At 56.0% G+C, this 26,080-nt stretch carries 21 protein-coding genes and 1 tRNA gene; 9 read left to right on the forward strand and 13 right to left on the reverse strand.

Features of this window, described 5'->3' with window-relative positions; all coding sequences use genetic code 11:
* Window position 1 precedes the first annotated feature (1 nt).
* Window positions 2-1,591: a microcin C ABC transporter ATP-binding protein YejF gene (yejF, locus tag ACEPLT_RS15375; RefSeq protein ID WP_232928746.1), complete on the forward strand. Its 1,590-nt coding sequence runs from the start codon at window positions 2-4 to the stop codon at window positions 1,589-1,591.
* 3 nt (window positions 1,592-1,594) lie between these two features.
* Here the strand turns inward: yejF and ACEPLT_RS15380 are convergent, their stop codons facing one another.
* The 3 genes from ACEPLT_RS15380 to rsuA form a co-directional block, all read right to left on the reverse strand.
* Window positions 1,595-1,939 (reverse strand): YejG family protein, encoded by a 345-nt coding sequence (locus ACEPLT_RS15380; protein ID WP_008500952.1) that lies wholly within the window; start codon window positions 1,937-1,939, stop codon window positions 1,595-1,597.
* Between the two features lie 279 nt (window positions 1,940-2,218).
* The gene (locus ACEPLT_RS15385; protein WP_232928748.1) at window positions 2,219-3,415 is read right to left on the reverse strand and encodes a Bcr/CflA family multidrug efflux MFS transporter; all 1,197 of its coding nucleotides are present in this window, start codon (window positions 3,413-3,415) and stop codon (window positions 2,219-2,221) included.
* A 15-nt stretch (window positions 3,416-3,430) separates the two neighbouring features.
* Entirely contained in the window at window positions 3,431-4,138 is a 708-nt protein-coding gene (rsuA, locus tag ACEPLT_RS15390) for a 16S rRNA pseudouridine(516) synthase RsuA (protein WP_021241522.1), read from the reverse strand.
* A gap of 152 nt (window positions 4,139-4,290) precedes the next feature.
* Here rsuA and ACEPLT_RS15395 point away from each other — a divergent pair, with 152 nt between their 5' ends.
* Window positions 4,291-6,051 (forward strand): DEAD/DEAH box helicase, encoded by a 1,761-nt coding sequence (locus ACEPLT_RS15395; RefSeq protein ID WP_232928750.1) that lies wholly within the window; start codon window positions 4,291-4,293, stop codon window positions 6,049-6,051.
* A 125-nt stretch (window positions 6,052-6,176) separates the two neighbouring features.
* Window positions 6,177-6,461 carry a 50S ribosomal protein L25 gene (rplY, locus tag ACEPLT_RS15400; protein ID WP_008500956.1) on the forward strand — a complete coding sequence of 95 codons (285 nt, stop codon included), beginning with the start codon at window positions 6,177-6,179 and terminating at the stop codon, window positions 6,459-6,461.
* 50 nt (window positions 6,462-6,511) lie between these two features.
* Here rplY and yejK read toward each other — a convergent pair whose 3' ends face one another.
* A complete protein-coding gene (gene yejK / locus ACEPLT_RS15405) occupies window positions 6,512-7,519 on the reverse strand; it encodes a nucleoid-associated protein YejK (RefSeq protein ID WP_008500957.1) in 1,008 nt (335 codons plus the stop codon).
* Window positions 7,520-7,653: 134 nt separating this feature from the next.
* Between yejK and ACEPLT_RS15410 the strand changes: the two genes are divergently transcribed.
* The 3 genes from ACEPLT_RS15410 (at window position 7,654) to ACEPLT_RS15420 (ending at window position 9,810) form a co-directional block, all read left to right on the forward strand.
* Window positions 7,654-7,881 carry a YejL family protein gene (locus tag ACEPLT_RS15410; RefSeq protein WP_008500958.1) on the forward strand — a complete coding sequence of 76 codons (228 nt, stop codon included), beginning with the start codon at window positions 7,654-7,656 and terminating at the stop codon, window positions 7,879-7,881.
* A 19-nt stretch (window positions 7,882-7,900) separates the two neighbouring features.
* Complete coding sequence (yejM, locus tag ACEPLT_RS15415; protein ID WP_232928752.1) at window positions 7,901-9,661, forward strand: LPS biosynthesis-modulating metalloenzyme YejM; 1,761 nt, start codon at window positions 7,901-7,903, stop codon at window positions 9,659-9,661.
* 72 nt (window positions 9,662-9,733) lie between these two features.
* Window positions 9,734-9,810, forward strand: a tRNA-Pro gene (locus tag ACEPLT_RS15420).
* A 37-nt stretch (window positions 9,811-9,847) separates the two neighbouring features.
* Here the strand turns inward: ACEPLT_RS15420 and ACEPLT_RS15425 are convergent.
* The gene (locus ACEPLT_RS15425; protein WP_023294093.1) at window positions 9,848-11,035 is read right to left on the reverse strand and encodes an MFS transporter; all 1,188 of its coding nucleotides are present in this window, start codon (window positions 11,033-11,035) and stop codon (window positions 9,848-9,850) included.
* 124 nt (window positions 11,036-11,159) lie between these two features.
* Entirely contained in the window at window positions 11,160-11,420 is a 261-nt protein-coding gene (locus ACEPLT_RS15430) for a DUF2534 family protein (RefSeq protein WP_010433451.1), read from the reverse strand.
* A gap of 209 nt (window positions 11,421-11,629) precedes the next feature.
* Here ACEPLT_RS15430 and eco point away from each other — a divergent pair, with 209 nt between their 5' ends.
* Window positions 11,630-12,133 carry a serine protease inhibitor ecotin gene (eco, locus tag ACEPLT_RS15435; protein ID WP_008500963.1) on the forward strand — a complete coding sequence of 168 codons (504 nt, stop codon included), beginning with the start codon at window positions 11,630-11,632 and terminating at the stop codon, window positions 12,131-12,133.
* A 93-nt stretch (window positions 12,134-12,226) separates the two neighbouring features.
* On the opposite strand, the gene mqo is transcribed toward eco, so the two are convergent.
* Entirely contained in the window at window positions 12,227-13,876 is a 1,650-nt protein-coding gene (gene mqo, locus ACEPLT_RS15440; RefSeq protein WP_232928754.1) for a malate dehydrogenase (quinone), read from the reverse strand.
* A 187-nt stretch (window positions 13,877-14,063) separates the two neighbouring features.
* On the opposite strand from mqo, the gene ACEPLT_RS15445 reads away from it, so the two are divergent.
* On the forward strand, window positions 14,064-15,353 hold the full coding sequence (locus ACEPLT_RS15445; RefSeq protein WP_447088285.1) for a SulP family inorganic anion transporter: 1,290 nt from the start codon (window positions 14,064-14,066) through the stop codon (window positions 15,351-15,353).
* Here ACEPLT_RS15445 and mgtE read toward each other — a convergent pair.
* The 6 genes from mgtE to ACEPLT_RS15475 all read right to left on the reverse strand — a co-directional run bounded on the left by mgtE (window position 15,316) and on the right by ACEPLT_RS15475 (window position 22,659).
* A complete protein-coding gene (gene mgtE, locus ACEPLT_RS15450; RefSeq protein ID WP_232928758.1) occupies window positions 15,316-16,752 on the reverse strand; it encodes a magnesium transporter in 1,437 nt (478 codons plus the stop codon). The two genes, ACEPLT_RS15445 and mgtE, sit on opposite strands and share 38 nt — an antisense overlap.
* 147 nt (window positions 16,753-16,899) lie before the next feature.
* Window positions 16,900-18,543: a multidrug ABC transporter permease/ATP-binding protein gene (locus tag ACEPLT_RS15455; protein ID WP_021241531.1), complete on the reverse strand. Its 1,644-nt coding sequence runs from the start codon at window positions 18,541-18,543 to the stop codon at window positions 16,900-16,902.
* A gap of 69 nt (window positions 18,544-18,612) precedes the next feature.
* Complete coding sequence (alkB, locus tag ACEPLT_RS15460) at window positions 18,613-19,269, reverse strand: DNA oxidative demethylase AlkB (protein ID WP_023294098.1); 657 nt, start codon at window positions 19,267-19,269, stop codon at window positions 18,613-18,615.
* Complete coding sequence (gene ada, locus ACEPLT_RS15465) at window positions 19,269-20,327, reverse strand: bifunctional DNA-binding transcriptional regulator/O6-methylguanine-DNA methyltransferase Ada (protein WP_023294099.1); 1,059 nt, start codon at window positions 20,325-20,327, stop codon at window positions 19,269-19,271. The genes alkB and ada overlap by 1 nt, the downstream gene beginning before the upstream one ends.
* A gap of 72 nt (window positions 20,328-20,399) precedes the next feature.
* On the reverse strand, window positions 20,400-21,455 hold the full coding sequence (apbE, locus tag ACEPLT_RS15470; protein ID WP_063615903.1) for an FAD:protein FMN transferase ApbE: 1,056 nt from the start codon (window positions 21,453-21,455) through the stop codon (window positions 20,400-20,402).
* Between the two features lie 115 nt (window positions 21,456-21,570).
* Window positions 21,571-22,659, reverse strand: coding sequence for a porin OmpC (locus ACEPLT_RS15475; RefSeq protein ID WP_055321559.1), 1,089 nt, complete (start codon window positions 22,657-22,659; stop codon window positions 21,571-21,573).
* 744 nt (window positions 22,660-23,403) lie between these two features.
* Here ACEPLT_RS15475 and rcsD point away from each other — a divergent pair.
* Complete coding sequence (gene rcsD, locus ACEPLT_RS15480; protein WP_021241536.1) at window positions 23,404-26,076, forward strand: phosphotransferase RcsD; 2,673 nt, start codon at window positions 23,404-23,406, stop codon at window positions 26,074-26,076.
* Window positions 26,077-26,080 lie beyond the last annotated feature (4 nt).

A 26,080-nucleotide genomic window follows, 5' to 3' on the forward strand; every position in this document is an offset into this window, starting at 1 on the left:
AATGACCCAGCCCCTGCTCCGTATTGATAACCTGTCGATTGCCTTTTCAAAACAGGACGAGACGCGCACCGTGGTCAGCGACCTGACGCTGCAGATCCAGCGCGGTGAAACGCTGGCCCTGGTGGGTGAGTCGGGTTCAGGCAAGAGCGTTTCGGCGCTCTCCATCCTGCGGCTGCTGCCTTCTCCGCCGGTGAGCTACCCGCAAGGGGATATCCTTTTTCACGACCGTTCGCTGCTGCACGCCGACGAACAGACCCTGCGCGGCATTCGCGGCAACAAAATCGCGATGATCTTCCAGGAGCCGATGGTGTCGCTTAACCCGCTGCACAGCCTGGAAAAACAGCTCTATGAAGTGCTCTCCCTGCACCGTGGGATGCGCAAAGAGGCCGCGCGGGGAGAAATTCTGGATTGTCTTGAACGCACAGGCATACGCAATGCGGCCAAACGGCTGAATGATTTTCCGCATCAGCTCTCCGGCGGCGAACGCCAGCGCGTGATGATCGCCATGGCCCTGCTGACGCGCCCCGAGCTGTTGATTGCCGACGAACCCACAACGGCGCTGGACGTGACGGTACAGGCGCAAATACTGACGCTGCTGCGGGACCTGCGTGACGAGCTAAACATGAGCCTGCTGTTTATCACGCACAACCTGAGCATTGTGAGAAAGCTGGCCGACAGCGTCGCGGTGATGCAAAACGGCCGCTGTGTTGAACAGAATGCGGCGTCCACGCTGCTGAGCGCGCCGCAACACCCCTATACGCAGCGCCTGCTCGACAGCGAACCCGCCGGCGACCCGGTTCCCCTCGACGCTGACAGCACGCCGCTGCTGCGCGTTGAGGATCTGTCCGTCTCGTTCCCGATCCGCAAAGGTATTTTGCGACGCATTGTCGATCGCAACCCGGTGTTAAAAAATATCCGCTTCTCGCTGCGCCCGGGCGAATCCCTCGGGCTGGTGGGCGAATCCGGCTCGGGTAAAAGCACCACCGGTCTGGCGCTGCTGCGCTTAATTGCCTCACAGGGCGAAATCCTGTTTGACGGCATGCCGCTGCACCGCTGGAACCGGCGGCAGATGCTGCCCGTGCGGCCCCGCATGCAGGTGGTCTTTCAGGATCCCAACTCCTCGCTTAACCCGCGGCTCAGCGTGTTACAGATTGTCGAAGAGGGCCTGCGCGTCCATCAGCCCGGCCTGAGCGCGCAGCAGCGCGAGCAGGAGGTCATGCGGGTCATGGCCGAAGTGGGTCTAGATCCCGAGACGCGCCACCGCTATCCTGCGGAATTTTCCGGCGGGCAGCGCCAGCGTATCGCCATTGCCCGCGCGCTGATCCTGAAACCAGAGCTAATTATTCTGGATGAACCGACGTCGTCTCTGGACAGGACCGTACAGGCGCAGATCCTGGCGCTGCTGAAAGGGCTACAGGAAAAGCACCGGCTGGCCTATATCTTTATCAGCCATGATTTGCAGGTGGTGCGGGCGCTATGCCATCAGGTGATTGTGTTGCGACAGGGAGAGGTGGTCGAGCAGGGAGAGTGCCAGCGCGTATTTAGCGCGCCAACGCAGCGCTACACGCGCCAGCTGTTGTCGTCAGACTAGCGCTCAGAATGGATACTGGCCGGAGAAAGGCTCTGCAATAGCAACGCCAAAATTTTTCAGACGGCAGGTGGCAGCAAACTCGTCCTGGCTTTTCACAAACAGGCACGGCTCCCCTTCGCATTCCAGCACGGAGCTGTCCACTTCGATATCCGTCAGGGCCTGACTGAGACGCTCCATCACCCGCCATGCATTTTCATCGCTCGGGCTCAGCAGCTTGAGCGCCACCAGGCAGTTTTCACAGCCCGCGACGTTTTGCGGAATCGGTTCAACTTTCGAACCAGCAAAACCCGCCGACCAGCGATAGCTCTGGGGCAAGCGATGGACAATAGAAAGTTGTAATGTATTCACGTTCGTTCCCCGGAAGCAAAATTTACTTCACAATTTATTTACATTTATAGTAACACATCATCGCCAGCCTGCACTATTCAGCACTTTTTTATCGGTATTCAGGCTCGCGTCGGCGCTATATGTACCCGTTTCTGCGATCTAACTCAACCTTTTTGAATACAATGATGTGACTTTTTACACAAATAGATTTTACATAAAATAAACAAACACGGCATAAACGAACGGGGGTTTGGTTGATATGCATCAACAAAAAAGGCCCTGCCGGGCCTTCTCTGTGTTTTAGTGGGCCGCTTTTCGCGGTCGACTGGCGTAAAGATAGAAGAGTATCGAGCTGGTTGCGCAAAAAGCCATGGCCCACAGCATCGGCCATGCCGTCGTAAAGGTGGCCATCGAAAGCAACGCCCCCACGATAGCGCCGATGCCGAAGCGGAACGTCCCCGCCAGGGAAGAGGCGGTCCCCGCCATGTGCGGGAACTCATCCAGGATCACCGCCATCGCATTGGACGACACCATCGACACGCAGCCGACAAAGGCCGCTACGCCGACCACCAGCGCCCAGAAGCCCACGCCCAGAAACGCGCTCACCACCAGCCAGATCGCCATCGCAAACTGGATCCACAGCCCCGCGCGAAACATGTTCAGCGCCCCCACCCGCCGGACAAAGCGGCTGTTGATGATGGTCATGATGAACAGGAAGACGATGTTAAGCGCAAAGTAATAGCCGAAGTGCTGCGGCGACACGTGGTTAAGCTCGATGTAGACAAACGGCCCGGCGCTCAGGAAAGAGAACATTCCGGCAAAGCTGAACCCGCTTGCCAGCATATAGCTGAGCACGCGCTTGTGGCGAAACAGCGAGGCAAAGTTGCCGATGGTGGTACGGATGTGAAACTTCTGGCGGCGCTCGACGGGAAGCGTTTCATCTATAAAGAAGAAGATCATTGCCGAGGCCAGCAGCGCGGCCAGGGCCAGGATCCAGAAAATCACATGCCAGCTGAACCACACCAGCACCGCACCACCCGCCATTGGCGCCACCAGCGGCGCAATCGTCGTCACCAGCATCACGAACGACATCATGCGGGAGAACTCTTCCTTCGGGTAGATATCGCGCATCAGGGCATTAATCACCACGCTTGCCGCTGCCGCCGCCAGACCGTGGAAGAAGCGCATGATAATCAGATGATCGATGGTCTGGGCCAGCGCACAGGCAACCGCTGCGGCCGCAAAGACCAGCGTCCCGCCCAGAATGACGGGCTTGCGTCCAAGGCTGTCCGCCATCGGGCCATAAAACAGCTGGCCAAGGGCAAAGCCGAGAATATAGGTGCTGAGCGTCATCTGCGCGCTGCCCGCCGGGACGCCAAACTGCGCGGAAATGACCGGCAGCGCGGGCAGGTACATATCAATAGACAGCGGCATCAGCATGGCCAGCAGGCCAAGAATGAAGACGATTTTGAACGACGAGTGTGGCCTGATGGTCACAGGGTTCTCCTGAAATTAGTGCGAAGGCAGACCGACGCTGGCGATCTCTTCTTCCGTTAACGGACGGTATTCGCCTGGCGCAAGGTCGGGATCGAGTTCAATCGCACCAATCCGTTCGCGATGCAGGCCAACAACGTGATTCCCCACCGCGGCAAACATACGTTTCACCTGATGGTAGCGCCCTTCGCTGATGGTCAGACGGACCTCCGTCGGGGTGATGACTTCAAGCACCGCCGGCTTAGTCAGATCTTTTTCATTATGCAGCTGCACGCCTTTCGCGAAGTGCTCAGCCGTGTCATCCGACACCGGTGACTCCAGCGTGACCAGATAGGTTTTCTCGCAGTGGTGGCGTGGAGAGGTGATGCGATGCGACCACTGACCGTCGTCGGTCATCAGCACCAGACCGGTGGTGTCGATATCGAGGCGGCCTGCGGCATGCAGCTTGTGCGCCACCGGTTCGTCGAGGAAATAGAGCACCGTCGGGTGATCCGGATCGTCCGTTGAGCAGACGTAGCCTTCCGGCTTATTGAGCATAAAGTAGCGAGGACCGTGCTGCTGGGTCAGCGGATTGCCGTCATACTCCACCTGATGGTCAGGTTGCAGTTTGAACGCGCTGTCTCTCACAATGTCGCCATCCACGGTAACGCGGCTGGCGCGAATTTCGCGCCCGGCAATAGCGCGGCTTACGCCGAGTTGCTGAGCGATAAACTTATCAAGTCGCATGAAATCTTTTTAGCCTTAATGGTGCAGGAAGTCGGACAACAGGTCCGAAAATAGAAGCAGTCTGGAACGGTTCAGTATAATGGTCTGGTTGCGCCACTCAAGGGAAAAAGTTTCGTGGCATACTATGTGCGGAATAACGAAACCGAGACCCCATGACTTTTACACTTCGTCCCTATCAGCAGGAAGCCGTTGACGCCACCCTCGCCTGGTTCCGTAAACATCGCGAGCCGGCGGCGATTGTGCTCCCGACCGGTGCAGGCAAAAGCCTGGTCATTGCCGAACTGGCGCGTCTGGCCCGTGGCCGCGTGCTGGTGCTGGCGCACGTTAAAGAGCTCGTCGCGCAAAACCATGCCAAGTATTGTGCACTTGGACTGGAAGCCGACATTTTCGCCGCCGGTCTAAAGCGTAAAGAGAGCCACGGCAAGGTGGTGTTTGGCAGCGTGCAGTCGGTGGCCCGCAATCTGGATCTGTTTCGCAGCGAATTTTCGCTGCTGATTGTCGACGAGTGTCACCGCATCAGCGATGACGACGACAGCCAGTATCAGCAAATCCTGACGCACCTGAAAGACGTGAACCCTCACCTGCGCCTGCTGGGCCTGACGGCGACCCCGTTTCGTCTGGGTAAAGGCTGGATCTATCGTTACCATTATCACGGCATGGTGCGCGGCGATGACAAGGCCCTGTTTAGCGACTGCATCTACGAGCTTCCGCTGCGCTACATGATTAAACATGGCTACCTGACGCCGCCTGAACGGCTGGATATGCCGGTGGTGCAGTACGACTTCAGCCGCCTGCAGGCGCAGAGCAACGGGTTATTCAGCGAAGCGGATCTTAACCAGGAGCTGAAAAAGCAAAAGCGCATTACGCCGCATATCATCAGCCAGATTGAGGAGTTCGCCGCGACGCGCAAAGGGGTGATGATCTTTGCCGCCACCGTTGAGCACGCGCGGGAAATCACCGGGTTACTGCCTTCCGGCGACGCGGCGCTCATCACCGGCGAGACGCCCGGCCCCGAGCGCGACGGCCTGATCGACGCGTTTAAGGCCCAGCGGTTCCGCTATCTGGTTAACGTGTCGGTATTGACCACCGGCTTTGACGCCCCGCACGTCGACCTGATCGCTATCTTGCGCCCGACCGAATCGGTCAGTCTGTATCAGCAAATTGTTGGCCGCGGCCTGCGTCTGGCACCGGGGAAAACCGACTGCCTGATTCTGGATTATGCCGGTAACCCGCACGATCTCTATACGCCTGAGGTCGGCGCGCCAAAAGGAAAAAGCGACAACGTGCCCGTGCAGGTCTTTTGCCCTGCCTGCGGGTTTGCCAACACCTTCTGGGGCAAAACCACCGCCGACGGTACGCTGATCGAACATTTTGGCCGCCGCTGTCAGGGCTGGTTTGAAGATGATGAAGGGCATCGCGAGCAGTGCGATTTTCGTTTCCGCTTCAAAAACTGCCCGCAGTGCAACGCCGAAAATGACATAGCCGCTCGCCGCTGTCGGGAGTGCGACACGGTGCTGGTTGACCCGGACGACATGCTGAAAGCGGCGCTAAAGCTGAAAGATGCGCTGGTGCTGCGCTGTTCCGGCATGGCGCTGCAGCCCGGCGCGGATGAAAAAGGCGAATGGCTGAAAATCACCTATTACGACGAGGACGGGGCGGACGTCAGCGAGCGCTTCCGGGTCCAGACGCCTGCCCAGCGAACGGCCTTCGAACAGCTGTTTATTCGCCCGCACACCCGCACCCCGGGCGTGCCCCTGCGCTGGATCACCGTGGCCGATATCGTGCGCCAGCAGGTGCTGTTGCGCCATCCGGATTTTGTCGTCGCCCGTAAGAAAGGCCAGTACTGGCAGGTGCGCGAGAAGCTCTTTGACTTCGAAGGTCGCTTCCGTCGCGCCAACGAATTGCGCGGTTAGCGGGACTTTTCATTGATGTGAGGGGCATTTGAGTATAAAATGCCGCCCGCTTCACATCCGTGAGGCAGAACACTCACCTGCTGCTGGGTCGCCTGTAGTAGGGTTTTAAATACAGAGAGAAATCAATGTTCACTATCGAAGCAGAAGTACGTAACGTGCAGGGTAAGGGTGCGAGCCGCCGCCTGCGTACCGCTAACAAGTTCCCGGCTATCGTTTACGGTGGCGAAGCTGCTCCAGTTGCAATCGAACTGGATCACGACAAACTGTGGAACCTGCAGACCAAAGCTGAATTCTACAGCGAAGTTCTGACCATCGTTGTTGGCGGTAAAGAAGAAAAAGTGAAAGTTCAGGCTGTTCAGCGTCACGCGTTCAAGCCAAAACTGACTCACATCGACTTCGTTCGCGCGTAATCGCAAACCTGTCGAAAAAAACCCCGCTTCTGCGGGGTTTTTTGTGCCTGTTATTTACCGCCCGAGGTGCGGCGCTGAAGCTGATCGCGCAGATTCGGTGGCGTACCTTTAATGGTCAGCGTATCGGTGGCCGGATCCCAGAAGATACGTTCCCCCAGCAGCATCGCATCAAAGTTGATGGTTAACCCGCCGCCGCTGCCGGCAAACTTGGTTAACTGACGCAGCGTGCTGCGATCCGCCGGGAAGCTCTCTTCAAGCTCATAGCCCTTCTCTGCGGTAAATTCCTGGAAGCTGACTTCGCTGACGCCCGCCAGCTCTTTTGACAGCGACTCCAGCTCAATCTCTTCCCCAGCCTGCAGCTGTTCGTTGCAATAGCTGTAAACCTGCTGGCGCACCGTCTGGCGCTCAGATTTATCAAGCTGCGCTTCGGCTGTGAAATCGTCAACCGCCTGGAGCAGCCCTTTGTTCTGCGCTTTGGCGTTAAGCCCTTCACTGGCACCGAGGAAATCCATAAAGAAATCCGCCACTTTGCGGCCCACGCGTCCCTTCAGGAAAGTCAGGTAGCGGGTCGACTCCGGGTTGGTTTCCCACTCGGTCAAATCAATACGCGCCACGATATCCGCATGGTTGATATCCAGATAATGCGTCGAGCTGATATCCAGCTGCTCGTTCACGCGCATGCTGCTTAAGTTATTCAGCACGGTAACCAGCAGGTACTCGACCGCCAGATAGCGGTAGTGGCAGAACAGCACGATCCCGCCGTCGGCGAACGGATATTTCGCCAGCTCATCGCGCAGACGCCCGGTTGCCGCACGGCTAAACGCCAGGAAATCCTCTTCACCCTGGCGCTGCAGGCGCAGGCTATCGGCCAGTTCACTCTCTTCGCTGAACAGCCCATAGGCTTTATTTTTGGCGCTGTAGACACGATGCAGCTCTGCCATCATCTCCACAACGGTCGCCGTAGGTTCCAGTAACGAATCGCGTAGCACCACTTCAAGGGTTTGCTCATCGCGCTTGATAAGCTGGTGCAGGGCAATCTGGTTGATTTCCAGACTCATGATAAACTCTCCTTTTAGACCGGGCGGTATTCAACCACCACCAGGACATGTGTGCAACAACAGATAAAAAAGGGGAAAAAAAGCTGTTGCTACGGTAATATGTTGCCCTTTCATCAACAAACTGATTTTGATTTATGCCACAACATTCCCGCTACAGTGATGAACACGTTGAACAACTGCTCAGTGAGCTGGTCAACGTACTGGAAAAACATAAAACGCCGACCGATCTCTCCCTGATGGTTTTGGGAAATATGGTCACCAACCTGATTAACACCAGCGTTGCTCCGGCTCAGCGTCAGGCGATCGCAAAATCTTTCGCCCAGGCTTTACAGTCGTCCGTCAGCAACGACCCGGCCCATTAAGGGATACGAACAACAGTTTATGGTGACGAATCGTCAGCGCTACCGTGAAAAAGTCTCCCAGATGGTCAGCTGGGGGCACTGGTTTGCCCTGTTCAACATTCTGCTGGCGACGGTCATTGGCTGTCGTTATCTGTTTGTCGCAGACTGGCCAACAACGCTCACCGGGCGTATCTACTCCTGGATAAGCGTTGTCGGTCACTTTAGCTTTTTGGTTTTCGCCACCTATCTGCTGATCCTGTTCCCCCTGACGTTTATCGTCATGTCGCAGCGTCTGATGCGATTCTTGTCCGCCATCCTTGCGACGGTGGGGATGACGCTGCTGCTTATCGACAGTGAAGTGTTCACCCGCTTCCACCTGCATCTCAACCCCATCGTCTGGGAGCTGGTGATTAACCCCGACCAGAACGAAACGGCCCGCGACTGGCAGCTGATGTTTATCAGCGTCCCGGTGATCCTGTTGATTGAGATGCTGTTTGCCACCTGGAGCTGGCAAAAACTGCGTAGCCTGACCCGCCGACGCCACTACGCGAAGCCCGTCGCCGCGCTCTTCTTCGTCTCCTTTATCAGTTCGCACATCATGTATATCTGGGCGGATGCGAACTTCTATCGTCCTATTACTATGCAGCGCGCGAACCTGCCGCTCTCGTACCCGATGACGGCCCGTCGCTTCCTCGAGAAACATGGCCTGCTTGATGCGCAGGAATACCAGCGCCGCCTTATCGAGCAGGGTAACCCGGAAGCCGTCAGCGTGCAGTATCCTCTGAGCGACCTGCGCTATCGCGATATGGGCCGCGGGCAAAACGTCCTGCTCATCACCGTCGACGGCCTGAACTATTCCCGTTATGAGAAGCAGATGCCAGCTCTGGCCAATTTCGCGAGTCAAAACGTCACGTTTACTCAGCACATGAGCTCCGGTAACACAACCGACGCGGGCATCTTTGGCCTCTTCTATGGCATTTCAGCCGGATATATGGACGGCGTACTCTCTACCCGCACGCCTGCGGCGCTGATCACCGGGCTGAATCAGCAGGGCTATCAGTTAGGGTTGTTCTCATCCGATGGCTTTAACAGCCCGCTCTACCGCCAGGCGCTGCTGTCTGATTTCTCACTGCCGGCGGCACAGAATCAGTCCGATGCGCAGACCGCCAGCCAATGGATAAACTGGCTGCAGCGCTATGCCCAGGAAGATAACCGCTGGTTCTCATGGGTTGCCTTTAACGGTACAACGCTTGCTAACAGCAACAAGAGTGATTTCGCGCGCCGCTACGGCCGCGCGGCGGGTGATGTTGATGCGCAGATTGCCCGCGTGCTTGACGCGCTACGTGAGTCCGGCAAGCTGGACAACACCGTGGTGATCGTGACGGCAGGCCATGGCGTCCCGTTAGGTGACGAGACGAAGAGCATGAGCTGGTCACGCCCTAACCTGCAGGTTCCGCTGGTCATCCACTGGCCGGGCACCCCGGCGCAGCGCATCACTATGCTTACCGAGCATAAAGATGTGATGACCACCCTGATGCAACGCCTGCTGCACGTCAGCACGCCGGCAAACGAGTATTCGCAGGGCCAGGATCTCTTCAGCGCCGTGCGCCGCCATAACTGGGTTACGGCAGCAGGGAATAATACGCTGGTGGTGACCACGCCGAAGCTGACGCTGGTGCTGAACAGCAACGGGAATTATCAGACGTATAACCTGCAGGGTGAGCGGCTGAAAGACCAGAAACCGCAGCTGAGCCTGCTGCTGCAGGTCCTGACGGATGAGAAGCGTTTTGTCGCTAACTGATTAATAATAAACCAGTTAGCGACGGATTTCCTTGCATTCAAAACGGAATCGAGTAGTATTCTTTCTATGCGTCGGCACGTAGCGCAGCCTGGTAGCGCACCGTCATGGGGTGTCGGGGGTCGGAGGTTCAAATCCTCTCGTGCCGACCAAAAACACATTGAAAACCAGCCTTTTATGGCTGGTTTTTTATTTCGCCTCGTCCGGCGTTTTGCGCAGGTATACAAGCGTTACCAGACAAATCACCGCCCCGGCATAAAACGTATATTCCGCCCCAAACGTTTCCCAGATGGCTCCTGCCCCCAGGCTGGCGACTAACAATCCCACGCCGCTGACCAGACTAAAAATGCCGTAGGCGGTACCGCGCAGATCCGCAGGCGCCGTTTTTGCGATCATTGCCGCCAGCAGCCCCTGCGTCATCCCCATATGCACTCCCCAAAGCGCAACGCCCAGAAGCATTCCAGCCCAGTGGGTGCTCAGCGCCAGCACAATATCTGCTCCAATCAGCATCACCAGACCCCACTGCAGTAGCCGGGTGTGGCTCATCCGGTCCGATAACTTGCCAAACGGATAGGCAGAGAGGAAATAGAGCAGATTCATGGCCACCATCACCAGCGGGATCAGCGCCAGCGGCACCCCCGACTGCTGTGCGCGCAGGACAAGAAAGGCTTCACTGAAGCGTGCGAGCGTGAAGATGGCCCCCAGACCAATAACCCACCAGCATCCTTTCCCGAGACGCCTGAGGTTCTCTTTTTTGATGGGGTTCGTGCGTTTATGTTCGACGGGCGTTTTCGGCTCATGCAGGCCGAAGAAAAGCAGCGCCACGGCGAGCACGCCGGGGATCACCGCGATCCAGAAAATCGTGCGGAAATCATCGTTCCACAGCAGCATCAATCCTACTGCCAGCAGCGGCCCGAGAAATGCGCCGATGGTGTCCATCGACTGACGCAGCCCAAAGGCCGCGCCGCGAAGTTCCGGCGGCGTAACGTCAGCAACCAGCGCATCGCGCGGCGCTCCCCGGATCCCCTTCCCGACCCGGTCGATTAAGCGTGCCCCCAGAATCATGCCGGAAGAAGAGGCGATAGCGAACAACGGTTTACTCAACGCGCCAAGACCGTAGCCCAGAACCGCCAGTCCTTTACGCTTGCCCAGATAGTCACTGATGGCGCCGGAAAACACCTTGATAAACAGCGCAGTGGCCTCAGCCAGGCCTTCAATCAAACCAATGAAAATCACGCTGGCGCCCAGCGTCGTGACCATAAACAATGGCAGCAGGCTGTGAATGATCTCCGAAGAGATATCCATTAACATACTTACTCCACCGACCACCCAGACACCTTTTGGGATCTGGCGGAGCGTGGCAAACCGGGATTGCATTAAGCCTCTCCTGCTTTCTGTAAACAAAGGTGCTCTCAACAGAATATCCTGGAAAGGCGAATAAAAATTATCAGGCATAAAAAAAGCCACCCCGCAGGATGGCTTAGTTATCGCAAATCGGCGTCTAGTGTTTATCACGTCCGCCCAGGAAAAAAATACCCAGCGGTATAGCCAGCAGAACGGTGAATACCAGACTGTAGACAAAGATCATCGCCGACTGCAGGACGTACATGCTGGTTGTCCAGGCAGAGAGAGGAATGTTGTACTGTTCGATGACGCCAACAATCGTGGCACGCCCCACGCACGCGGCAGCAATCATAAACACAACCAGCAGCGCCAGGAGGAACTTGCGGCCTTCAGGCGTTTTCAGTTTTGCACGAACCATCTCTCTTCCCTTTTACAGATGAATAACATTATAGAGGGTCTAAAATAACACAAACGCCTGCCGGACTCCACGACAGGATAAATCTCTACTTAAATGGCAAACATGTGGTTTATTACGCTATTCATATTGAAAATGTAAGTAAATAACACCAATCATTCATAGTTGATATGTTAACCTGTGCAGGATCGTTTTGACATAAAGGAATAACAATGAAAAACGCACCTAAATTTGCTATCGCACTCATCGCTGCCGCGTGTGTCAGCACCAGCGCTTTCGCCAGCGAAACACCTAAAGCGCAGCCGCTGGAAAAAGTCGCCCCGTATCCGAAAGCGGATAAAGGGATGAAGCGTCAGGTGATTCAGCTTCCGGTTCAGCAGGATGAAGCGAACTACAAAGTGGAGCTGTTAATTGGCAAGACGCTGGAAGTGGACTGCAACCAGCATCGTCTGGGTGGTCAGCTGGAAAGCAAAACGCTGGAAGGCTGGGGTTACGACTATTACGTCTTTGATAAAGTCACCTCTCCAGTCTCCACCATGATGGCCTGCCCGGATGGCAAGAAAGAGAAGAAATTTGTGACCGCCTATCTGGGCGACAACAGCCTGCTGCGCTACAACAGCAAGTTGCCGATCGTGGTCTATACGCCTGAAAATGTGGAAGTGAAGTATCGCGTGTGGAAGGCTGAAGAGAAGATTGAGCAGGCTGTCGTACGTTGAAATTAAGTCGGGTGGCGGCTTCGCCTTACCCGACCTACAAAACAACACCGACCATAGGCCGGGTAGGCGTCAGCGCCACCCGGCTTTTTTACCTTACAGCGCGATATCCGCAACCGGTTTGTTTTCCGGCTGAGGCTTCAGCTCCGCTTTTGGCGCAGCATCCGCAGCCTGCGGTTTGATGTACTGCAGCTGCAGTACGCGGCTGGTGTATTCCAGCTCCTGCTCCGTCGCGCTCACGTTACCGTTCAGCTTCGTGCCGTAGGATGGAATAATGGTCTTCAGCTTCGCCTGCCATTCCGGACTGGCGACTTTATCTTTAAACACTTTTTCCATCAGGTGCAGCATGATTGGCGCAGCGGTAGACGCACCCGGTGACGCACCCAGCAGCGCGGCGATGGTGCCGTCCTTATCGCTCACCACTTCGGTGCCCAGACGCAGCACGCCACCCTCTTTCGGATCGCGCTTGATGATCTGCACGCGCTGACCCGCCTGCCACAGACGCCAGTCTTCTTTCTTCGCCTCAGGATAGTACTCTTTCAGCGCTTCGAAACGGTCGTCGTCAGAGAGCATCACCTGGCTAATCAGGTATTTCACCAGATCGAAGTTATCCAGCCCCACGTCCATCATCGGCTTGACGTTAGAGGTGGTGGTTGCGCTCAGCAGATCCCACAGGGAGCCGTTTTTCAGGAATTTAGTGGAGAAGGTCGCGAACGGGCCAAACAGCACCACGCGTTTGCCGTCAAGCATACGGGTATCGATGTGCGGAACAGACATTGGCGGCGCGCCCACGGAAGCCTGACCGTACACTTTTGCCAGATGACGATTCACCACTTCCGGGTTATCGGACACCAGGAACTGACCGCCCACCGGGAAGCCCGCGTAGTCATCCGCTTCCGGAATACCGGACTCCTGCAGCAGTTTCAGCGCGGCACCGCCCGCACCGATAAAGACAAACTTCGCCTTGATGACGTGCTCGGCTTCGTTGTTTTTCAGATCGGCAACGGTCACGCTCCAGCTGTTATCCACGTTGCGCTTGAAACCGCGCACTTCGGTGCTGAGCTGCAGGTTGAAGTTCTCTTTTTTCTTCAGAGACGTCACCAGCTGACGGGTAATTTCACCGTAGTTGACGTCGGTACCAATTTCGGTACGGGTCGCCGCCACTTTCTGGTTCGGGTCACGACCTTCCATGACCAGCGGAGCCCACTCTTTAATCTGCGCGTGGTCTTCAGAGTATTTCATTCCGCGGAACAGCGTGCTCTGCTGCAGTGCGGCGTAGCGCGCGCGCAGGAAGTTGACGTTCTGCTCGCCCCACACAAAGCTCATGTGCGGTACGGTGTTGATGAAAGAGTGCGGGTCGTGCAGTACGCCGCTGTTGACCTGGTGAGACCAGAACTGGCGAGAAACCTGGAACGCCTCGTTGATCTCTACCGCCTTCTCGATACTAATGGAACCGTCCTTTTTCTGCGGCGTATAGTTCAGTTCCATGAGTGCCGAATGGCCGGTACCGGCGTTGTTCCAGCCGTTCGAACTCTCCTGCGCCACGCCATCAAGGCGCTCGACCATGGTCATTGACCAGTCCGGCTGCAGTTCTTGCAGATAGGTTCCCAGCGTGGCGCTCATGATACCGCCACCGATTAAAAGGACGTCCGTTTCCTGCTCTTTTGGTGCGTCAGCTTTCGCCGCCATGGAGACGGTGTTAAGCCCCACGGCCAGAGAAAAGAGCATGGCAGTCATTTTTTTCATAATTTATGCCTTAGTGTAAAAGTGCTTGATGCGTGGAAATTGCAGGTGAAACAAGCTGCGGGGGCACGGTAACAACTTTTAAATATTGTTTAAAGGTTACGAAATTATTGTAATTGTGAAATTTAATGATGGATTGTTTGTGAGGAATTATCGAAGCGTCTGGTAAAGCGCGGTTTAACTGGCTAGTATGTTGCGTTTTGTGATCGCGCGCACGGAAGCCTGCCCTAACCAGCGAAACGTTATGTCCCTACCCCATTCTGCTGTCTCTCCCGAAAACCGTGTCGCAAGCGTGCTGCGTTCCCCTAAACAGCTGACGCGTGAAACGCTGGCTGGCGTGATTACCGCCCTGGCGCTGATCCCCGAGGTCATCTCATTTTCGGTGGTGGCGGGCGTTGACCCGAAGGTCAGCCTGATCGCCTCCGTTGTGCTCTGTCTTGCCCTGTCCGTGCTGGGCGGTCGTCCGGCGATGGTCACGGCCGCGGCCGGTTCCGTGGCGCTGGTTATTGGGCCCATGGTGCATCAGCACGGCGTACAGTACATTCTTCCCGCCGTGCTCATGGCTGGCGTAATTCAGATTCTGTTTGGCGTGCTGGGCATGGCAAGGCTGATGCGCTTTATTCCCCAGTCGGTCATGACCGGGTTTGTTAACGCCCTCGGGATATTGATTTTCTTTGCGCAGGTTCCGCATTTCTGGAGCCGAAGCCCGCTGATTGTAGGCCTGTTCGTGCTGACGGTACTGATCGTGCTGTGGGTGCCGCGCTATTTCAAAAGCATCCCTTCCCCACTGATTGCGATTGTGCTGTTAACCTTGTTTACCGTTTCAACCGGGCAAAGCCTGCCGACCGTGGGCGATGAAGGCGCCATGAGCGGCGGCTTGCCGGGTCTTAGCGAACTTCTGGTCCCCCTCAATTTACAGACGCTGAGCATAATCTGGCCGTGCGCGTTGAGCATCGCGTTTGTCGGCCTGCTGGAATCCCTGCTGACCGCAAAGCTGGTGGATGAGCTGACCGCGACGCCGTCAAGTAAACGCCGCGAAAGCATTGGATTAGGCGTCGGCAATATCCTGGCCGGATTTTACGGTGGTATTGCGGGCTGCGCGATGATCGGACAAACCATCGTTAACGTAGAGATGGGGAAAGGCCGAAGCCGAATTTCAACCTTCGCTGCGGGCATCGTGCTGCTGATCCTGGTGACGGCGCTCAGCGACGTGATGGCCAACATCCCGATGGCGGTGCTGGCGGGCATTATGGCCATCGTCGCCGTTAAAACCTTCAGCTGGTACAGCCTTCAGCCGGCCACGCTGAAAACGGCCCCGATTGCAGAAACGGTCGTCATGCTGGTGACCGTTGCCGCCACGGTATCAACCGGCAATCTGGCGATTGGCGTGCTGGGCGGGATTATCGTCATGGTGCTGCTTCCCGCCCGCATTAAGCGTCGGCTTAAAGCAGAAAAATCGTCGCCAGCCCAAGAAAAATAAAGAAACCGCCGGTATCGGTGATGGCGGTGATCATCACGCTCGACCCCACCGCGGGGTCGCGCCTCAGTTTGGTCATGGTCAGCGGGATAATAACGCCCATCATCGATGCCACGAGCAGATTCAGCACCATCGCCAGCATCATCACGCCGCCTAACGCCATATCGTCATACAGCCACCAGGTGATGCCGCCCATAATGCCGCCCCACACCAGGCCGTTGATCAGCGCTACGCCCATCTCTCTGAAGATCAGAAAGGCGAAGTTGCCGGGCTGAATATTTTCCAGCGCCAGCGCGCGGACGATCATGGTAATGGTCTGGTTTCCGGTGTTGCCGCCAATCCCGGCCACAATCGGCATCAGCGAGGCCAGCGCCACCAGCTGCGAAATGGTGTGTTCAAAGCCGTCAATCACGCGGGAAGCGATGAACGCGGTACACAGGTTAATGGCCAGCCACGCCCAGCGCGTTTTCACCGCCTTGCCGACGGAAGCATGGACGTCATCTTCCGCGCTGATCCCCCCCAGCGCACGCAGATCGTTATCGGTTTCTTCATAAACCACGTCAACGATCTCGTCGATGGTCAGACGCCCCATCAGTTTGCCGACGGAGTCCACGACGGCGGCACTCACGAGGTCATCACGTTCGAAGGTACGCGCCGCTTTTTCCGCATCGTCCTCCGGGGAGAAGACCATCGGCTCGTTTTCCATCACCTCGCTCACCTTCCGCTGGGTGCTGTTGAGCAGGATGGTTTTCAGCTCCAGTTCGCCGAGGAGGGTTTTATCCCGGGAGGTGACAAACAGCTTATCGGTGTTATCCGGCATTTTGCCCAGGCGGCGCAAATAGCGCTGCACGGTGCCGAGCGTCACGTCCGGGCGCACCGTGATAACGCCGAACTCCATAATCGCGCCGACGCTGTTTTTCTCGTAATGCATCACCTGGCGCACGCGCGCGCGTTCATCGGCAGGCAGTGACGCCAGCAGGCGGCCGGTCAGGTTTCGCGGCAGGTGTTGAACCAGGTAAATCTGTTCGTCGATATCCAGGGTTTGCAGAGCGTCGAGAATATCCCGGTCGCTCATCTCGTCGATCAGGTCGTCCCAGACGTTTTCGGAGGCCTCAAGCAGCACCTGCCCGCGCTCGTGATCCTGCACCAGCCGCCACAGGGCGTGACGTTCTTCCGAGGGAAGCGCTTCCAGGGTGTCCGCCAGATCCGGCGGCGGGAGATGAGCAACCAGCGCACCTACCTCAGCAATATCGTCGGCTAACGTGCCGACATCATATTGCTCAGCCAGGGTCAGTTTGCCTAATAGCGTAGACGTGACCGCTTTATCGGTCGTAAGAAGCCAGATCAGTCGCGCACGTTCCTGGTCACGCTGTCTGGCGCTGTTTTTCTTTAATACCGACATCAATCATAAATCCATGAAATAAGTTGGTATTAAGCATAGCGCGAGGATATGTAAATAAGAATAAACAACGGGGCGGGATGGAGAAAAAAGCAGCATTACGGCCACGATTATCCCCTCTCCCTGTGGGAGAGGGTTAGGGTGAGGGCATCAGGCCGTACGCGCCACCGCGTCACGCGAGGCTGCATCGCGCGCTTCACCGGTCAGCTCGCTCAGCCTGCCGTCGCGCATCTCCAGCAGACGGTCGGCATGAATAAAGTAATGATCGTCGTGGCTGATAGCGAAAATGGTTTTGCCCATCTCCTGCATCAGCGGCAGCAGCACCTGATAAAACTCGCGGCGGAAGTGCGGGTCCTGATCCGCCGCCCACTCGTCGAGCAGAATGATGTCACGCTCTTCCGCCAGCGCCAGCAGCAGCGCCACGCGTTTTTTCTGCCCTTTGGAGAGTTTGAGGTTAAGGATCTTGCCGTCCTGAAGTTCCAGCTTGTGCGACATCTGCAGGTGCGCCAGCCATTTTTCCACCAGCGCAGGATTGGCCTGCTGCCCTTCCGGACCCAGCAGTTGCTCAAACAACCAGACGTCGGTGAACACCGCCGAGAAAAGCTTGCGGTAATCCTCGGGCTTCTCCGCGCTCAGCGCCGTGCCATCCAGTAAAATCTCGCCCGACTGCGGCTGATAAAGCCCGGTGAGCAGCATCGCCAGCGTCGATTTACCGCTGCCGTTGCCGCCAATCAGGAACAGCAGCTCGCCGCGGCGGATCGTCAGATTGAGCGGCCCCACGGAGAAGGCGCTGTCCTGATAGCGGAACGTGACGTTACGCAGCTCGAGCGTCTGCCAGTTCGGGAAGGCCTGCGGGCGCGGGAATTCGGGCTTAAACGGCGCGAGATCGAATTTTTTGAGTTTATTAAAGGCCACCTGCGCACTCAGCAAGGTGGGCAATGCGCCCACCGCCGAGAGCAGCGGCGTGCGCAAAAACAGCAGCGTCAGTGAGTAGGTTGCCGCGACGTTGGTATCCGCCCAGCCCAGGCTGTTCGCCATCCAGAACACCAGGCCAATGGCGCCCAGCATCATAATGTTTGACCAGTTCACCGCGCTCAGGTGGAAGGTATCGGCGCGAATGATATGGTGCCGGTATTCGCGCGCGTCCGGAATATAGAGATGGTTAAAGATATACTCGGCGCGCTCGCGGTTCAGGGTGAGTTCTTTGCGCCCTTCCAGTACCGTCTGGTAATCGTTATAGAGCTTATCTTCAGTTTCGCGCAGGACCGCCATGTGTTTATAGACGCGGGACACCAGCACAAAACCGCCCCAGATGGTGATGGCAATCCACAGCGCAGTCACCGCCAGCATTTTGCTGGAGAGCCAGGCGAGATAGGCCGCCGAGCCGAAGGTCAGAATGATCCCCTGCACCAGCTCCGGCAGACGAACGAACGCGATAGTAATGGCGCGAACGTCGCTGGTCAGCCCCGCCAGCAGGGAGGCGCTGCCGAGCTGCTCGACGCGCTCGACCTGAGTGTCCAGGATGCGCTTGATAAACTCGCTGCGCAAGCGAAAAACGAAATGGTGGCCGAGCGCGGTCAGCGCCAGCTGGGAGCCGAGCGTAACCGCCATCAACAAAAGCAGCAGGCCAAGAAACTCCGGCAATACGGAGAGCGAGGTGTCGACCATTTCAATCAACCGCACGTTAATAAACGCGATCAGGCCAATACCCAGCGCGGCGCTGGCCAGGCTTAATGCCATGACGGCGACGAAGGGCCAGCGGTACTGACGCCAGACGAGGAGAAGTAGTTGCATGCAGGCAATCCGGACAATAAAAATCAGCGAGCAGTGTAAACTGCCCTGCGCGGACATCAAGAATAATTCTTATTTTAGTTTACTGTACCCCGCCTGACGGAAGGTCAGATTAAAGCGGTACTCGCCCGTGAGGGGGTGAACGCCGGGTTTCAGCGGCTGAATGCCGTGATAGTAAAGCCGCGATTCCCTGCCCCACACCACCACATCGCCATGTTCCAGCATGATGCGTTTGAGCGGATCGTTGCGGCGTAATCCCCCAAACTGAAAGACGGCGGGCAGGCCTAACGATACCGAAACGATAGGCGCGCGCAGATCGGGCTCATCCTTGTCCTGATGCAGCGAGAGCTTCGCACCGACAGCGTAGCGGTTGATCAGACAGGCGTCAGGACGGAAGTCAGGATAATCCGCCGCCACGGCAGCCTCGTGACAAAGTGCCTGGAAAACCGCAGGCATGGGAGGCCACGGCCGACCTGTCGTGGGATCGTTCGGAGCATACACATACCCACGTTCGTTTGTCGCCCAGCCCAGTTCGCCGCAGTTGGCCATGGCCACCGACATGGTGTAGCCGCCCGGCGTCACCATATGGCGAAACGGTGAAGCCGCTGTGACCTCTTCAATACCGGCAAGCAACGCCTCCGCACGGGAGAGAGCAAAGCGACGCAGGATAACCGCCCCCGGCGCAAGCGGCTCCTGCCAGGGTTCAGCATCCGCAAAAAGATCGAGCATTATCCCTCCCGGCGTTTCGCCTCACGTTTTAACAATAGCGCTTTTCGCGCCGCCCCCCAGCGATAGCCCGACAGTGCGCCGTCGTTGCGAACCACGCGATGACAGGGGATCACAATCGCCAGCGTGTTGGCCGCACAGGCTCCGGCGACGGCGCGTACCGCACCGGGTTGACCAATCGCCTGCGCCACCTGCTGGTAACTTGCCGTTTCACCGCAGGGAATTGCGCGAAGGGCCTGCCAGACGCGCTGCTGGAACGCGGTACCGCGAATATCCAGCGGCAGCGCAAGCGGTACGTCGCGGTTATCAATACTGGCAATGACCTGATGGATCCGCTGTACGAAGGCGTCGTCCCGCGGCGCGTGCGTCGCTTTTGGAAATTGCGTGGCAAGCTCTGCGGTTAATTCAGCATCGGTGTCACCCAGCAGAATCGCGCAGATCCCCCGCTCGCTTTCGGCGACCAGACAGCGTCCTAACGAACAGTCATCGATGGCATACCGAACGGCCACCTCTCCTTTACGGTACTGCTTCGCCGTCATGCCCAACGCATCGTTGGCTTTACGATAATAACTGCTGCTGTCGGGAAATCCCGCTGCCAGCACGGCATCGGTAATTTTGTCTCCCTGCGCAAGCGCGGTGCGCAGACGCTGACCCCGCGCCGCCTGCTGCCAGGCTTTTGGCGTCATGCCGGTCACGGATTTAAACAGGCGGTGGAAATGGAAAGGACTCATGGCAACCTGCTCCGCCAGCCTCTCCAGAGTTAGCGCAGGATCCTGCTCCAGAAGCCGGCAGGCGTGTTCCACTTTTGCCAGCTTTTGCGCCTGCGGGTCGCGCTTGTCCGGCATGCAGCGCTTGCACGGACGAAAGCCCGCCTGAGCGGCGTGCCGGGCATCGGGATAAAAGCGGACATTTTTACGCAGCGCGTGGCGGGCGCGGCATGACGGACGGCAGAAAATACCGGTCGTCTGCACGGCGAAGACAAACTGATCGTCAGCGAGCGGATCGCGGGCCAGCACGGCCTGCCAGCGATCCTCATCGGTAGTGAAGGTTGGGTTTTTCATGATCGGCTCCTCGTATAAGCATACATAGAGCGTGCCTGAGCGCCACCGATAAAAAACCCGCAACCTTGCTTTTTAATTTTTGTCGCTGACCAGGAAACTGTTGAACTGCGGCGAGCTCCAGGTTTTAAACCCGTCGCCCTCTTTGGTGATCATATAAACCGCCAGCCCTTCCTGACGAACCACCTCTTTGGCTTTCTCCGGGCCAAGAACCATTAATCCGGTATCCCAGGCATCCGCTTCCAGCGCGGTGGGGGCAATGACCGTTACCGAGACCAGGTTATGCGTGATGGGGCGGCCGGTCTGCGGATCAATCACGTGCGAAATACGCTTCCCGTCAAGCTCGTAATAGTTGCGATAGCTTCCGGAGGTGCTGATGCCATGTCCGTTGATATCCACTATCGCCTGCACGGCATTTTGCCGATCCGTCGGTTTTTGAATCGCCACGCGCCACGGCTTATCGCTGGCGTTCATGCCCCGACTGACCAACGCGCCGCCCACGGAGACCAGATAACGGGAAATCCCCTCCTGCGCCATCAGTGCAGCAAGATGATCCGCCGCATAGCCTTCCCCGACCGTCGACAGATCGACAAACAGATCGGGAATATCTTTCTGCAGGTACTGCTGCCCGTACTGGTTGATCACGGTCAAATGCTGTAGCCCTGTCCGGGCGCGGGCGTCATCAATGACCGCCTGTTCGGGCGTCTTCACCGGCTGTTTATTCGGGCCAAATCCCCAGAGGTTCACCAGAGGGCCGACGGTGACATCCATCGCCCCGTTGGTTTTATAACCTACGCGCATTGCCTCGGTCACGATATCGGCCATCGCCTCGCTCACCGGCCACAGAGAGGTGCTGGTTGAGAGGTTAAAGCGCATCAGCGCCGAGTCATTTTTATAGGTCGACAGCAGCTGATCGTCGGCGTCCAGCTGTGCCTGGATTTTGCCGCGAAGCTCATCCGTGCGCGTTTTATCGAGGTTCATCACGCTGACGCGCCAGAAGGTGCCCATCGTTTTGCCTTCGAGCACCGTCGCGGCAGGTGCGTCGGTTTTCGCCACGGGCGCGGGATCGTTACACGCGGTCAGGAAAAAAAGCATAGCCAGAAAGCTGGCGCGTAAAAAAGTCATGTCCATTCATTATTATCCTCATGCCAGGGCGGCAAGAGTACACCAAAACGGGTGAGTTGTGAGAATCAGAGAGGCACAAAAAAAGGGGCCATCAGGCCCCTTACGTCACACGATGGCGCGATTAGAACTGGTAAACCAGGCCCAGCGCGACGATATCGTCAGTACCGATACCCGCCTGACGGGTGAATTCATTTTCATCAACCAGGTTGATTTTGTAATCCACGTAGGTGGACATGTTTTTGTTGAAGTAGTAAGTCGCACCCACATCAACATATTTCAGCAGATCCTGATCGCCGTAACCTTCGATGTCTTTGCCTTTAGACTGCAGGTAAGCCACGGATGGACGCAGGCCGAAGTCGAACTGGTACTGAGCAACCACTTCGAAGTTCTGCGCTTTGTTAGCCCAACCCAGATCGCCTGCGCGAGTCGCGTTGTAGGTTTGGGTATACTGAGCAGCCAGGTAGATGTTGTTCGCGTCGTATTTCAGACCACCGGTGTAGGTTTCAGCACGGTCGCCAGTACCGAAGCCCATGTCGTTCTGGGAACTGGTGCGCTTAGAGCTGGACACGGCAGTACCAATACCGAAGCCTTCGCCCAGGTTATAAGTGATAGAACCGCCAACGCCATCACCGTTCTGACGCAGTGCTTCACGACCGTTGTTAGTCTGATCTTCACCGCTTACGCTACCGTTTTTACCTTGATACTGAACAGCGAAGTTCAGGCCATCAACCAGGCCGAAGAAATCGCTGTTACGGTAGGTCGCAAAGCCGTTACCACGCTGCTGCATGAAGTTGTCAGAACCGTAGGTGTCGCCGCCGAATTCTGGCAGAACGTCGGTCCAGGAAGTTACATCGTAAACCACACCGTAGTTACGACCGTAGTCGAAAGAACCCGCGTCACCAAATTTCAGACCGGCAAACGCCACACGGGTCCAGGCGTTGTTTTCGTTCTCACCTGAGTTACCCTGAATCTGGTATTCCCACTGGCCGTAACCGGTCAGCTGATCGTTAACCTGAGTTTCGCCTTTAAAGCCAAGACGCATGTAGGTCTGGTCGCCATCTGCGCTATCGTCATCGGAGAAATAGTGCAGACCATCGACTTTGCCGTACAGATCTAATTTGTTGCCATCTTTGTTATAAATTTCGGCCGCATTTGCTGCGCCTGCCACCAGGAGTGCTGGTACCAGGAGGGACAGTACTTTAACTTTCATTTTATTAACCCTCTGTTATATGCCTTATAATTGCCACTGCTTACTGGTTAACCCTCATTAACCAGTCGGCAATTTCATTCTCCGCAAAATTACAGAATAATCCAATGCGAATATGATACGAAAACTTTGAAGATGTTTCATTTGTCCATCAAGATGTTTCAAAATGTAAATATCAAGGAACTTTTACAAAGCACAAATAGCTTATAAATTTAGCATTTATAATCAAAAGAAAAATCATACATATAGTAATCAATAACTTATAATAGAAATCGTTACAGCACTGAATGACAAAACAAGATCGCGGCTAATCTCTAAAATATCTCTCGCTATCATCATTAACTTTATTTATTACCGTCATTCAGTTTTGAATGTCTGTTTATCCCTAATTGAGCCGGATGCTTCGCATTCGGTTTTTTTTTACCTTTCTTTACGCAACGCCTCAATTTTTTGTGCTACCGCACCGAAATTGTAACGACTATTAACTAAATTCTCCCCAGCGATCGTTCGCTAACACACAATTGATGTAAAACTTAATTTCTTGTTAATTCGTGCTATTTGCTGGCCAGCCGCACTTTTTATTTGTACGCGCAGGACGAGTTTGTACATGTTTACCGCGCCACCCGCCGCCGGTATTGTCCGTTGAAAAAGTCGCCTGTTCCCGGACGGTGGCGCTGGAAATTCAGTTATTACCCTTTATACTGCCCTATCGCCACAGAGCATGACCATGACGGGTTAAAGATATCAATGAGTCAGACTGAAACCACCGCCCCGAGCAAATTCTCCCTCCTCCCCGGGAGCATCACCCGTTTCTTTCTTCTTTTGATCGTTGTGCTGTTAGTGACCATGGGGGTGATGGTACAAAGCGCGGTTAACGCCTGGCTGAAGGATAAGAGCTATCAGGTCGTCGATATCACCCACGCCGTGCATAAGCGCATCGATACCTGGCGCTACGCCACCTGGCAGATTTACGACAATATTGCAGCCGCCCCGGCCTCCTCATCCGGAGATGGACTTCAGGAGACGCGGCTTAAGCAGGATGTCTATTACCTCGAAAAACCGCAGCGTAAGACTGAGGCGCTCATTTTTGGCTCTCACGACAGCGCAACGCTCGAGATGACACAGCGTATTTCGACCTATCTGGATACCCTCTGGGGGGCCGAAACGGTGCCGTGGTCGATGTACTATCTGAACGGTCAGGATAACAGCATGATCCTGATCTCAACCCTGCCGTTAAAAGATCTCTCTTCCGGGTTTAAAGAGACTACCGTGGGCAGCATCGTCGACTCCCGCCGGGCAGAGATGCTGCAGCAGGCGAATGCCCTTGATGAACGTGAGAGCTTCTCTTCCCTGCGTCGTCTGGCCTGGCAAAACGGTCATTATTTTACTCTGCGCACCACCTTCAACCAGCCAGGACATCTGGCGACGGTTGTGGCCTTCGATTTACCGATTAACGATTTAATCCCGCCGGACATGCCGCTCGACAGCTTCCGTCTGGAGCCCGACAACAGCACCCAGAACATGCGTGCGGCATCTGACAAAGAGGCCGCAGAGAGCGTCTCGATCTCCTTTAACGGCTCAAAAATCGAAATTGCCTCATCCCTGAACTCGACCGGTATGCGTCTGGTGTGGCAGGTGCCGTTTGGCACGCTGCTACTCGACACGCTGCAAAATATCCTGCTGCCTCTGCTGCTGAATATCGGTCTGCTGGCGCTGGCGCTGTTTGGCTACAGCACCTTCCGTTTCCAGCCGGGGCGTCAGAGCGACGCCTCTGCGGTCCCGGCAGGCACCAGCAATGAACTGCGCGTGTTACGTGCGCTAAATGAAGAGATTATTTCCGTGCTGCCGCTTGGGGTCTTAGTTCACGATCAGGAAGCGAATCGTACGGTAATGAGCAATAAAATTGCCGACCATCTGCTGCCGCATCTTAACCTGCAGAACATCACCACCATGGCGGATCAGCACCAGGGGGTGATCCAGGCCACCATCAACAATGAGCTGTACGAGATCCGTCAGTTCCGCAGCCAGGTCGCCTCCCGCACGCAAATTTTCATCATTCGCGATCAGGATCGCGAGGTGCTGGTGAATAAAAAGCTCAAGCAGGCGCAAAGACTGTATGAGAAAAACCAGCAGGGGCGCGCCGCATTTATGCAGAATATTGGCGATGCCTTCAAGCAGCCGTTAAAAACGCTGGCGACCCAGGCGGCGGCGTTAAATACGTCAGAAAGCCACCAGCTTGCCTGTCAGGCCGACTCGCTGGTCAGAATGGTTGACGAGATCCAGCTGGCGAACATGCTGGAGAATGATTTCTGGAAAGGAACACCAACCCTCTTCTCTATTCAGGATCTGATCGATGAAGTGGTTCCGGAAGTCCTGCCCGTGATTAAGCGTAAAGGGTTGCAGCTGCTGATCAATAACAATCTTCCGGCAAATGACGAGCGCCACGGCGATCGTGAAGCGCTGCGCCGCATACTGTTGATGATTATTCAGTACGCGGTGACGACCACGCAGATCGGCAAGATCACCCTCGAAGTCAGTACGGAGGAGTCGGCAGAAGACCGCCTGACGTTCCGCATCCTCGACACCGGGGAAGGCGTCACCACGAGTGAAATTGATAATCTCCACTTCCCGTTCCTGAACGACACGCAAAGCGATCGCTACGGCAAGGCCAATGCCCTCACCTTCTGGCTGTGCGATCAGCTGGCGCGTAAGCTCGGCGGCCATCTGAATATCAAAGCCCGTGAATCCCTCGGCACCCGCTATTCTCTGCACGTGAAAATGGCGGCCAACCCGCAGGAAGAAGATGAAGAGCGTCTGCTGGATGATGTCGTGGTGATGGTCGATGTGACCTCGAACGAGATCCGCAATATTGTCGTTCGTCAGTTAGAAAACTGGGGAGCCGCCTGCATCACGCCGGATGAAAGACTTGCAAGTCAAGAATTTGATCTGTTTTTAACTGATAATCCGTCTAATCTTACTGCCTCCGGCTTGCTTTTAAGCGATGATGAGTCAGGCGTGCGGAAAATCGGCCCTGGCCAGCTGCGCGTCAACTTTAATATAAGCAATGCGATGCAGGAAGCTGTACTACAACTAATAGAAGAGCAGCTGGCGCAGGAAGAGATAGCGGAATCCCCGCTTGGCGGTAATGAAAATGCCGAGCTTCACGCCAGCGGATACTATTCACTCTTTGTTGATACAGTACCAGATGATGTTAAGCGGTTGTATACTGAGTCCGCTGCGAATGATTTTGCAGCGCTGGCACAGACAGCACACCGGCTTAAAGGGGTGTTTGCCATGCTTAATCTGGTTCCCGGCAAGCAGTTATGTGAAACGCTGGAACATCTAATTCGTGAGAAAGATGCCTCTGGCATTGAAAAATACATCAGCGACATTGACGCCTACGTCAAAAGCTTGCTGTAGCAAG

The sequence above is a fragment of the Enterobacter sp. fkY84-1 genome, from assembly GCF_052974705.1.